Raw genomic sequence first — 11500 nt, 5'->3', positions numbered from 1 at the left:
TAGAGCGTTACAAGAAATAATTGAAGCAGTTCAAGGAACTCCTGAAGAGATGGTTATTTCAACGGTAATGCTGCGTTCGATGCAACAGGCGAAATACTACCCTGAAAGCCTAGGACATTTTGGTTTATCAACTGAATTCTATACACATTTTACTTCACCTATCAGACGTTATCCAGATTTAATCGTACACCGATTGATTCGTACGTATTTAATTGAAGGGGATATTAGTTCTGCTACACAAGAAAAATGGAATAGCCGTTTAACGGAGATTGCCGAGCACTCTTCCAGTATGGAAAGAAGATCAGTAGAAGCAGAGCGTGAAACAGATGAATTGAAGAAATCAGAATACATGCTCGATAAAATCGGTGAGGAATATGATGGTATTATTAGCTCCGTTACGAACTTTGGAATGTTTGTAGAGCTAACAAATACAATCGAAGGACTTGTCCATGTTAGCTATATGACCGATGACTACTATCGTTATGATGAACGCCATTTTGCCATGATAGGTGAAAGAACAGGAAAAGTCTTCCGTATTGGAGACGAAATTACGGTGCGTGTCGTAAATGTCAATAAAGATGAACGCGCAATTGACTTTGAAATAGTCGGCATGAAGGGAACACGCCGCAGAGATCCGAAGAAAGATGGCAAGGTATTTTCCACTGGCAGTGTCACTCGTGCTCCGCGTAAAGGCAAATCAGACAGAGATACGGATCGTAAAGGAAAACCAGGGGAATCCCGACGAAAAGGAAAGAATGATAGAAAACACTTCGAGAATGCACCAAAAGCAAAGAGAAAGAAAAAAAGACGTTAACAGATAAAATAGATGCATTTAGTGCATGTGGTTTCTTTCTGAAAAGGAGACCACATGCAGGGGATGTTTGTATAATAGGTGTACTTTTGTTAAAATTATTGGCAGAGTAGGGGGAAGAGACATGCCAAAAGGTGAAGGGAAATTAGTTGCACAGAATAAAAAAGCCAATCATGATTACTTTATTGAGGAGACTTACGAGGCAGGAATTGTTCTTCAAGGAACAGAAATCAAAGCAATTCGTGCAGGAAGAGTAAACTTAAAGGAATCATATGCGCGCATCATTAATGGAGAGGTATTCCTGCTAGGGATGCATATTAGCCCATATGAACAAGGGAATCGCTATAATCATGACCCTTTAAGAACAAGAAAGCTTTTATTACATCGAAAACAAATCAATAAATTAATTGGAGATACAAAAGAAGTAGGTTATGCTTTAGTCCCACTGAAGATTTATTTTAAAAATGGTTTTGCAAAGGTTTTGATTGGTTTAGGTAAGGGTAAAAAGAACTATGATAAGCGTGAAACCTTAAAACGTAAAGAAGCAAATCGTAGTATCGAACGTGCTTTACGTGAAAGGCAAAAAATGTAATCCAAAACTTTACAATTGAAATACGCTTCAGTTATGTTATAATAAGTTATGTCGATAAGACAACATAACTTTAAGCTCCTATTTCAGAGCTTCCGAACGTTACGCTTTTAAAGCGGGAATCTTGTAATATAACAATTACTTGATTTTATCCTTATAATGGGGACGCTACGGATTCGACAGGGATAGTTCGAGCTTAGGTTGCGAGTCGAGGGGATCGGCCTCGTTAAAACGTCAAAGCCTATAACTGGCAAACAACAAAACAACTTCGCTTTAGCTGCTTAATAGCGCTTAGCGGTTCCTCCCTCCATCGCCCATGTGGTAGGGTCAGGGACTCAAACTGAGTGGGCTACGCCGGATTCCACCGTCTGAGGAAGAAGGAAGAGAACAACCAGACTAGCTTATCGGACGCCTGTCAACAGGCAGAAGAATAAGCGAAATGCGAATATGTTGACTACACTCGTAGAAGCTTAAGTGCCGATGTTTCTGGACGTGGGTTCGATTAATTTTAGTCGCCTTGTATGGTAACATACAAGTGAAAATCTGGCTTTATCGGTGAAACCTAAGTCACATTAACTGTGATAAGGCAATGCCGAGCGGTATGTGAAGTAATTCAACAGCCGTGTATCGACTTATAGGCTACCCAAAATTTGGTAGCACTAGGATACGGAATTCTACTTTTAAAGTAAATTTATATTTCGTATAAGACGCCAGAGGACCTAACTAAATAGTACAGGTTCAAGATATAGTCAGTGCCATGACGAAAGCATGGAATTGCACGTCCCACCGTCTCCACCAAATACATATTTGGTGGTTTTTATTTTGTCTAAAAAAATCAGAGTTTAAAGAATTCAGATTCAAAAAATTGTTTCTCTTTAAGCATTATTTTATTATATTTTCCATTTCTAGGTGTAACTTTATTGTAGTTATTTAAAATCCATAGGGCTCTATTTCTTTTTTTATGGATTCGTAAAAAGGGAGAGATTCGCTCCAAAATAAAAAATACATCATTTTTCTTTTTTATTACTGAATGATATTTATGTATTAGAATATTTTAGAAAAAATAGTATGTCAACAAAAAAAGTTGTTTTTTTCTGGGCTTTGTAAATAAAAAATAGACAAGCAATAATACTGTTTAATTGATTTAAATAAGAGTATACACAACCTAAATCATCCATTAGGTTGTTTTTTTATTGACAATAAATATATCCTAATGTTAGGATGAAAAAGTCCTAATTATAGGATAAATAATTTTAGGGTAAAAGGAGAAGGATATAAATGACGGTATTATCTATTATTTTACAAGTTTTATTAGGTTTAGGATTCCTAATGTTTGGATTTATGAAGCTGGGCTCAAAACAAATGGTAGAGGGCTTTAAGCATTATGGCTATCCAGGCTGGTTTAGAGTGTTCACAGGATTAGTAGAGCTTATTTCAGCTGTTTTCGTTATTGTAGGAATTTGGAATGAGACATTGGCTACTTGGGGTGGATTATTAATCGTTGTAACAATGATTGGGGCAATCATTACGCACATTAAAATTAAAGATACTGTTAAAAGCATGGTGATGCCAATCATTTTATTAATATGTGGCTTAATTATATTTTTAATTAATTTTGAATCATTGCTTTAAGTCTAGTAACATAAAGAGTGATATCACTGAATGAGCAAACTCCAGGATAATATGGAGAAGTTGGATAATAGTGAAATAACGAAAAACATCTTTCATTGACTTAGAGGAAGACTTCAAATGCTAATTGAGATTCCAATTGAAGTTAATTATCCTTTATATAGATAAATAAAATGACCTTAAAGGAGGTTAAGTCGTGGAAAATCAAAATGATCTGGATTTGAGATTGTTTCGCATATGGTTGAAGGCTTCCAAGGCTGTTGTTACAAATATTCAAAAGGATATTGAAAGCCATAAAATCAATAGTGAAAATTTTATGATTCTTGAATTGCTTTACAGTAAAGGTCCTCATCCTGTTCAAAAGATTAGTGAGATATTCTCTATACCTAGTGGAAGTATTACCTATGTTGTAGACAAGCTAGAAAAGAAAGGTCTTGTAGAAAGACAGCCTAACCCACATGATAGAAGGGCATCAAATGTTGTCCTAACACAGGAAGGACGAGCCTTATTTGATGAGATTTTTCCTAAGCATGTTGCAACTATATCTGAAAATCTATCCTTTATATCTAACGAGGATAAAGAAATACTAATTGATCTTTTAAAGAGAATCGGATTAGGTGCACAAAGTCTGGAAAAATATAAATAAATAAAAAAGACTAAATAATAGGAGGAAAAAAACAATGACAACTGAAAAATTAAATATAGGTATTATTTTAGGTAGCACAAGAGAAGGAAGAGTGAGTCCGCAAGTAGGAGAATGGATTAAAGAAATTGCCGACAAACGTGAAGACGCAAACTATGAAATTGTAGATATAGCTGATTATCAGTTACCTTTTTTAGGAACAACTGATGGAACAGAACCAGGAATCGCAGCGTGGAATGAAAAATTGAACAGCTTGGATGGATTTGTATTTATTGTTCAAGAATATAATCATAGCATAACAGGAGCTTTAAAAAATGCACTTGATTTCGCTCGTGAAGCTTGGAATAACAAAGCTGCAGGAATAGTTAGTTATGGTTCCACTGGTGGTGCGCGTGCAGCTGAACATTTAAGAGGAATCATGGGTGAGCTAATGATTGCAGACGTCCGTGTACACCCTACATTGTCTTTATTTACGGACTTTGAAAACTATACTACTTTTAAACCAGCTGACTTACACCTTACTAATGTAAATGCAATGTTAGACCAAGTTCTCGCTTGGAGCGGTGCATTAAAAACGTTAAGATAATCATCATTAAATAGCATTAATCGAATAGCAGACTACTTAATGTGGCGTTTGCTATTTTTTAAGGGGACAGATTGAAATTAATCTGTTCCTTTTTTATTTACGTAGTAATCCTTTTATAATGCTACCCAAAATAACATTTTTCAAAAAATTGTTGTTTTTTGAGTAGTTATGTTTTAAAATAAATGATATTGATAATCATTATCATTTAAAGAAGTTAGTATGACGCTTGCACTTTATATATAGATATTAATCCACCCAAAAGCTTAGCTACTTAAAAGAAGGGAAATGGATTCTATATGTTAAGGCAGTTTTTTTCCTATTACGGACCATATAAATGGTTATTTATAATTGATTTTACCGCTGCAATATTGGCCGCATTGTAAGAACTTGCTTTTCCTTTAGCAAACGATTAACTAAAGAGGTGTTTTTATGAGCGCACTATCTCATGAAGCTATACAGAAAAGAAGAAATTATTTAATAGATCAGCTTTTGAGCGTAGGTATATATAAAAAAGAGAACGTTCAGTTATATGAACTTTGTCTTAGTGATTTAGAAAGAGAATATAAGTTATTTAAGGAGGGGGAGACAACGAGTGAAAAAGAAAACATTAAAACAATTAGTGACTGAAAATAAAACTATAATTTTAAAAGATAAAGTAATAATAGATAATATTTACAAAAAAATTGAAGATAGAATCATCCAAAATAAAAAGTAAGAAAACTTGAATTGGAGAAATAAGTAAGGGTAACGATATACTCAGACATTTAAAAATCTCCCCACTTATGATTTGATCAGCTTTAGCTTACAACGTTTTGCACAATAGGATAAATGAGGATATTCTGCAAGCTATACTATAATTTGGACTACACTAATTTTCACTAGATTAAAATTGTTTTATGCACTAGTGTGTTTATATAATGGAACGGAAAAAAATATCTTTATCTAACTTCTCCTCAAAAATCCTCTTTCCCATAAATAATAACTTATAACTAGAGAGGATTTACTGACTAAAAAGTAAGTGTTTAATCAGCTTAGAATAATGGCAAAGCTTTAAATTAACTTTGTTTAGTTTATCCTCCTATTAAAAGGAGGAATAAGTTAATATGGAACTTTAAATTGACGTAACTGTATTCTAATTAAAGTATTTTATAAACTCGTTCCTGATATAAAAAGAAGACATTCCTAAATTTTAACATTCTTACCGTATATACTGTATTAACCTAATTCATACTAGATAAGAATGACATAGGAGGATTATAATATGCAAAATGCCCCCATTACAGTACATGCCATTATTAATGGAGAGAAATTACAAACGGAAAAGAAGTTCCCACGTGAAAATCCCACCCATCCTGATGAGATTGTAGGATATGCACCTCTTAATACAAAAGAAGAGACTGTTCGTGCAATAGATGCAGCATATGATGCATTAAAAAGCTGGGCATGGACTAAAGTGAATGACCGCATAGAAAGGATGGAGCGGGCAATCCAAAAATTAAAGGATGCAACACCTGAAATAGCTACCTTATTGTCGAGTGAACACGGTAAGGCATTATATGATTCAAAAGGGGAAATCGCTATTTCGATCATGTGGATGGAATTTGCCTGCAAGAACGTGAAAAAAGTGGTTAGTCCTCAGGAAAAAATACATGAAAATGGGAAAACGATTATTACATTTGATCCGGTGGGTGTTGTTTCAGCCATTTCGCCATGGAATTATCCCATTTCTTTATCGACCATCAAAATAGCCCCGGCATTACTGACTGGTAATACAATGGTCGTGAAACCTAGTCCATTTGCTCCTTTAGCTGTCAGCAAAGTCGTTGAAATCATTGCAGATGAATTTCCTCCAGGTGTTCTTAATCTTGTACATGGGGATTCAGGAGTTGGGGTAGAACTGACCTCCAATCCGAAAGTTGCGAAAATTGCCTTCACTGGTGGAACAAAAACTGCCAAAAGTATTATGAAGGCTGCCTCTGACACAATTAAAAAGATGACTTTGGAGTTAGGAGGAAATGACGCTGCAATCGTCTTAGAAGATTTTGACGTTAACGATGAAAGAGCCATGAGAAGAATGGTCATTTCAAACTTTCTAACCGCAGGACAAATTTGTATGATTGCAAAGCGGATTTATGTACATCGTTCCATCTATGATGCTTTCGTAGAAAAATATATAGAGGCTGCGAATAAATGGATTCGGGTCGGTGATCCTTTTAATCCAGATGTGACAGTAGGTCCTGTGAACAATAAAAATCAGGTCAAATATGTTCGCAGTCTTGTAGAAGATGCGAAAAGTAAAGGAGCGAAAGTGATTCCATTAGGTGAAACATTAAATCCTGAGCTAATGGACAACGGATATTTTCACCAGCCTACTGTAGTGTTAGAAGCAGACTTCCATGATCCGATTGTGGTAGAAGAACAATTTGGACCGACTGTGCCAATCTTGCCATTTGATGATGAAGAGCAAGTGATCGAATTACACAATGAAAGCATTTATGGATTAACTAGTTCCGTTTGGGGAGAAGAAGAGCATGCTGTAAAAGTTGCCCGTCGAATTGAGGCCGGTACAACGATGATTAATACAGCTGCTGTTCAAGGTCTTGATGTACAGTTCCCATTTGGAGGAGTAAAGCAGTCTGGCGTTGGAAGAGAGTATGGAGAAGAAGGACTAAAAGCATACGTGGAGACACATGTAATTAATATTCCAAAAACGCTTGATTTACCATATATTCCTGAGTAATAGCTTACATTAAATTTCGTTTTCCTAGCTGTTATTTTAAGTAAGAGAAATAAGGTCGAAATAAAAAAGACAACATGATAAGGGCTATTTCCGATTACTTAGGAAGTAGTTCTTTTCATGTTGTCGATGATTATTTACTTCTTTTAAAATAACCTAAGGCTAGACCTATAGAATACATATCCATAGGTCTAGCCTACCCATTTTTACTTCTTCGTTTTTTTCCCTATTTCAATATCTTTCCCATCCACATCATCAATCACAGCACCAATCTCGCCTTCTGTGTATGTATCTGTAGCTTGTTCATGTGTAGTTGCCAAGCCAGAGGAAAGTTGGTCCTTTTTTTCATAATCAGTTGGATCAAATACACGTCCTGCAATATTCGTATTTTGATCAGCATTATTTTTTTTCAATGTGAAACACTCCTTTTTGTAATAACTTCTACAGATGTATTTTTTTCTAAATGTTAAAAATTACTCATGAATATTTATTTTGTTAAAAAATTGTATTTTTTGAAAGATAAAAAAGAAGAAATCCCTTGAGTAAGAATAAGTAGTATGCCAAAAACTTTCACTTACTCATAAAATTATTTATTCTATCCGTACATTTTAAAAAAAGAAATAAAAAGGTGCGTATAAAATAGTGCACATAAAAAATTGTAGGTTGTAATATATCTATTAATGAAAGCGTTTTATATTTGAGGGGGGGTGTCTTGCTAACAATATAAAGTACTTATAAATACGTTGCAATTCTAGTATTTAAAAAATTGAATGGGGGCAAATTTCATGAGGTTATCCAAAAAAGGATTTACATATTTTGTGATTCTTTTGATGACTGTTTTTGTTTTTGGATGTTCGAATTCCTCTAGTGGAAATGGAAAAAACGAAGAAGAGGTTGAATCTGAGGTTACTACAGTAGGTCCAGAAGACGGTGCGAAAATGGACATGTGGTTGTTCGTTGATTTACACCAAAAATTCTATACAGAAATGTTGAATAAATGGAACGAAGAAAATCCAGATAAGCAAATTCAAATTAAGTTTACTGTATATCCTTATGCAGATATGCATACAAAGCTTACTTTAGCTGTTCAATCAGGTGAAGGGATTCCCGACTTAGCGGATGTTGAAATTGGCCAATTTCCTAACTACTTAGACGGAGAAGTGCCATGGTTGGCATTGAACAGTTATGTAGAACCGTATAAAGCCGATTTGGTAACGTCCCGATTAGATGCTTATGAAAAAGACGGTAACTATTATGGAGTACCGACACATGTTGGGGCAACTGTAATGTATTATAATACGGAAATCTTAGAGAAATACGGTATTGATTATACCCAAATTAAAACATGGGATGACTTTACAGCGGCAGGTGAAAAGTTAAAAGAGGCTTCTAATGGGGAAGTTTATATGACCTCAGTTGATACTGGCGGTGCTGACTGGCTAACTTTAGCTATGTCTGAACACGGTGAATCTTGGGTAGAAGATCCTGAAAATGCAAACGTGGAACTAGATTCTTTAAATAATTTGCTAACAATGCAACAAGGCTGGTTGGATAGTGGTATTGCCGAAGTAACGCCAGGTGGACAAATTGATACGGAGCAAGGTTATGCTACGGTTGCAAAAGGCGAAGTGGCTGCATTCCCGAAAGCGATTTGGTATATGTCTCGCTTTACAGACTATATGCCAGAGATGTCTGGTAAGTTTGCAATTGCTCCAGCCCCTGTATTTGAGGAAGGGCAAAAACGTTCAAATGGTGCAGGTGGTACAGGAACAGTAGTATATAAAGATTCAGAAAATGCTGATTTAGCAGCTGAATTTATGGCTTGGGCAAAATTAACGGAAGAAGGGGGAGCACAAATTTGGAATATCCTTGGTTTTGATCCAGTTAATACAAAGGTTTGGACAAATCAAGAAATTACACATAATCAAGAGAACGAATATGTTCAATATTTTGTTAATAATCCATTTGATACATTACTTGAAATTCAAGATGAAGTAAATTTAATTAAAACAGTGCCAATTACTACTACTATTAATGAGGTGTTTAACTTAACCACGTTAAATGAAGTTTTAGAGAATGGTGCGGATGTAAAGCAAGCTCTTGAAGATGCACAAGCAGAGGTAGATTTTGAGCAAGAATAAGTTTAGTCTTTAAGATTGCCATATAGGCAATCTTAAAGACTTTTGACAGAAAAGGAGAGGAACGAATGTGAAAAAGATCCAAGCTTTTTTATTCTCTCAGAAAATTGCACCTTATGTATTTATAGTACCGTTTATCGTTAGCTTGTCATTCTTCTGGATATACCCAATGTATTCGACTATAAATATGAGCTTTCATAATATTGGAAATGGATACAGTGAGTATATTGGGCTTGCAAATTATGAAAAGCTATTAGGTGATAAGGTATTTCATATCGCTGTTAGGAATAGTGTCATCTATACGATATTCACGTTAATTATATTGATTCCTATTCCAATGCTCTGTGCATTTTTATTAAATTCGAAAAGTATAGTGGGGAAGAGAATCTATAAATCGATTATCTATTTGCCGGCATTGGTTTCAGTGGTAGTTGCGGGTATTTTATTTCGTTATATGTTTAGTGAAATGGATTCGGGTCTGATGAATCAAATCCTGAATTTTTTTGGCCTTGAGTCAAAACAATGGCTAAAAAATTGGGGTACGGGAATGTTTGCATTACTTTTATTGGCTACATGGAGATGGACTGGAGTAAATACATTGTATTTTGAGGCTGGTTTAAGCTCTATTGATGAGGTACTTTATGAATCAGCAAAAGTTGATGGTGCAAGTGCATGGCAAAGATTTTGGCATATCACTTTGCCGTTGCTTAAACCAACAAGAATTTATGTTACAACCATCAGCATATATGCTGGATTAGCAATGTTTCTTGAAAGTTTCATGATTTATGGAAGCAATAATTCTCCAAAAAATATCGGGTTAACGATTGTTGGTTATTTGTATAGACGGGGGATAGAAAAGAATGATTTAGGATATGCCTCTGCTGTTGGCTTAGTATTATTGATTGTTGCTTTATCCATTAGCATGGTCTACTTGCTATCAAGCGGCATGTTTAAAAAGGAGGATAAATAGTATGAGCAAGAATAATACGAATCCCAATAAAAGTCCTTTATCTAGCTCATCACTAGAAGGAATTAGAAATATTAAAGGGAAAAAAACTGGCAAAAATCCTTTGGTGAAAGCTTTGATAAACGGCTTTTTTATCCTTATGTGTGCTAGTGTAGCCGTTCCCTTTATCTCAGGATTATTTGCATCTTTCCGTCCAGGTCAAATGTTAATAAGAAATGGTTTAAATTTAAACTTGGATTTTGAAAATTGGTCATTAATCAATTATAGCTACCTTTTTGATGGAAGTACTGGCTACCTGGATTGGTATAAAAATAGTTTGGTTATTACCATTATTTCCGTAATTTTAACATTAATTATATGTTATTTTGTAGCATATGGGTTTGCGATGTACAATTTTAAGTTTAAAAACATATTGTTTTTCCTCGTTATTGCGACTATGATGGTTCCGTTTGAAATATTGATGCTGCCATTATATAAGGAAATGATTAGTTTTGGATTAATAGATACCTATGCGGGGGTCATCCTTCCAGGTTTAGTACATGCTTCCACCATTTTTTTCTTTAGACAATATCTATCAGGCATACCAAAAGAACTATTGGATGCAGGAAGGATTGATGGTAGTAGTGAATATGGAATATGCGTGAGAATTGTTATGCCGATTTCTAAACCAGCTTTTTCAGCAATGGCAATTCTGAGTTCAATGGGCGCATGGAATAGTATGCTGTGGCCATTAATTGTTTTACGATCAGCAGAAAAATTCACATTGCCTATAGGATTAAATACGTTATTAACCCCTTATGGAAACAATTATGATGTCCTAGTTGCAGGATCCATATTCTCCATTCTGCCTTTATTCATTTTGTACTTGATATTCAATAAGTACTTTGTAGAGGGTATGACAGCTGGTGCAGTAAAAGGATAAAATTTGGAAAAAAAGTCTGAAATAATGTTAGATGAGGTGAACGATGAAAATAAGATATGATTCTCCATTTTGGGAACGGATGGGAAAACTTTACTACATTATTGTGTTAAATGTTTTGTGGATATTGTTTAGTTTACCATTACTTACTATTGGTCCATCTACCGTTGCGTTGCATCGTTGTATGGTTCATTTAATTAATGGGAAAGAAATGAATGTTTTTACTGAATTTTACCAGTCATTCAAGTGTAATTTTGTAAGAAATATGATGACTGGTATAATCGTTTCAGGCTTTGGATTGTTGTTAATATCTTCTCGGAATTTTTATTATGAAATTGCGGCAAATACGTCATACACCATTTACTATTTCTATATTTTTCTAGTTTTCTTATTTGCTTTGTTCCTAGTAACTATCTTTCCTGTTTCAGGAACTTTTGACGGTACTGTTTTGGAATTATTAAGAACCTCCTTATTTTTAGCT

The 11500-nt window shown here is 34.8% G+C and carries 13 protein-coding genes and 1 other RNA gene; 13 read left to right on the top strand and 1 reads right to left on the bottom strand.

The features are described from left to right. From RTL21_RS01605 to RTL21_RS01565, 9 genes are all read left to right on the top strand, one after another. A partial coding sequence (locus RTL21_RS01605) for an RNB domain-containing ribonuclease (RefSeq protein ID WP_312092653.1) occupies positions 1 to 814 on the top strand: 814 nt, incomplete at its 5' end. 121 nt (positions 815 to 935) lie between these two features. Continuing rightward, positions 936 to 1403, top strand: coding sequence for an SsrA-binding protein SmpB (gene smpB / locus RTL21_RS01600; protein WP_312092652.1), 468 nt, complete (start codon positions 936 to 938; stop codon positions 1401 to 1403). A 166-nt stretch (positions 1404 to 1569) separates the two neighbouring features. Next, positions 1570 to 1905: a transfer-messenger RNA gene (gene ssrA / locus RTL21_RS01595) on the top strand. A 773-nt stretch (positions 1906 to 2678) separates the two neighbouring features. Further along, positions 2679 to 3032: a DoxX family protein gene (locus RTL21_RS01590; RefSeq protein WP_312092650.1), complete on the top strand. Its 354-nt coding sequence runs from the start codon at positions 2679 to 2681 to the stop codon at positions 3030 to 3032. 193 nt (positions 3033 to 3225) lie between these two features. Continuing rightward, positions 3226 to 3675, top strand: a complete 450-nt coding sequence (locus tag RTL21_RS01585) for a MarR family winged helix-turn-helix transcriptional regulator (protein ID WP_312092648.1) — start codon at positions 3226 to 3228, stop codon at positions 3673 to 3675. Between the two features lie 34 nt (positions 3676 to 3709). Further along, positions 3710 to 4258, top strand: a complete 549-nt coding sequence (locus tag RTL21_RS01580) for an NADPH-dependent FMN reductase (RefSeq protein ID WP_312092646.1) — start codon at positions 3710 to 3712, stop codon at positions 4256 to 4258. Positions 4259 to 4687: 429 nt separating this feature from the next. Continuing rightward, complete coding sequence (locus RTL21_RS01575; protein ID WP_312092644.1) at positions 4688 to 4885, top strand: Fur-regulated basic protein FbpA; 198 nt, start codon at positions 4688 to 4690, stop codon at positions 4883 to 4885. Further along, a complete protein-coding gene (locus tag RTL21_RS01570; RefSeq protein ID WP_312092642.1) occupies positions 4851 to 4973 on the top strand; it encodes an FbpB family small basic protein in 123 nt (40 codons plus the stop codon). Before RTL21_RS01575 ends, RTL21_RS01570 begins: the two co-directional genes overlap by 35 nt. Positions 4974 to 5519: 546 nt before the next feature. Beyond that, positions 5520 to 6998 carry an aldehyde dehydrogenase family protein gene (locus RTL21_RS01565; RefSeq protein WP_312092640.1) on the top strand — a complete coding sequence of 493 codons (1479 nt, stop codon included), beginning with the start codon at positions 5520 to 5522 and terminating at the stop codon, positions 6996 to 6998. A gap of 203 nt (positions 6999 to 7201) precedes the next feature. Here RTL21_RS01565 and RTL21_RS01560 read toward each other — a convergent pair whose 3' ends face one another. Next, positions 7202 to 7408 carry a YozQ family protein gene (locus RTL21_RS01560; RefSeq protein ID WP_312092637.1) on the bottom strand — a complete coding sequence of 69 codons (207 nt, stop codon included), beginning with the start codon at positions 7406 to 7408 and terminating at the stop codon, positions 7202 to 7204. A gap of 372 nt (positions 7409 to 7780) precedes the next feature. On the opposite strand from RTL21_RS01560, the gene RTL21_RS01555 reads away from it, so the two are divergent. From RTL21_RS01555 to RTL21_RS01540, 4 genes are all read left to right on the top strand, one after another. Then, complete coding sequence (locus RTL21_RS01555) at positions 7781 to 9136, top strand: ABC transporter substrate-binding protein (RefSeq protein WP_312092635.1); 1356 nt, start codon at positions 7781 to 7783, stop codon at positions 9134 to 9136. A gap of 67 nt (positions 9137 to 9203) precedes the next feature. Then, entirely contained in the window at positions 9204 to 10103 is a 900-nt protein-coding gene (locus RTL21_RS01550) for a carbohydrate ABC transporter permease (RefSeq protein ID WP_312092633.1), read from the top strand. A gap of 136 nt (positions 10104 to 10239) precedes the next feature. Next, positions 10240 to 11022: a carbohydrate ABC transporter permease gene (locus RTL21_RS01545; protein WP_396954408.1), complete on the top strand. Its 783-nt coding sequence runs from the start codon at positions 10240 to 10242 to the stop codon at positions 11020 to 11022. Between the two features lie 43 nt (positions 11023 to 11065). Further along, positions 11066 to 11500: DUF624 domain-containing protein (locus RTL21_RS01540; RefSeq protein WP_312092629.1), on the top strand; the 435-nt coding region annotated here is incomplete at its 3' end.

Source organism: Niallia sp., from assembly GCF_031978665.1.
GTDB lineage: Bacteria > Bacillota > Bacilli > Bacillales > Cytobacillaceae > Niallia.
This window is presented reverse-complemented; position numbering and strand designations above follow the sequence as displayed.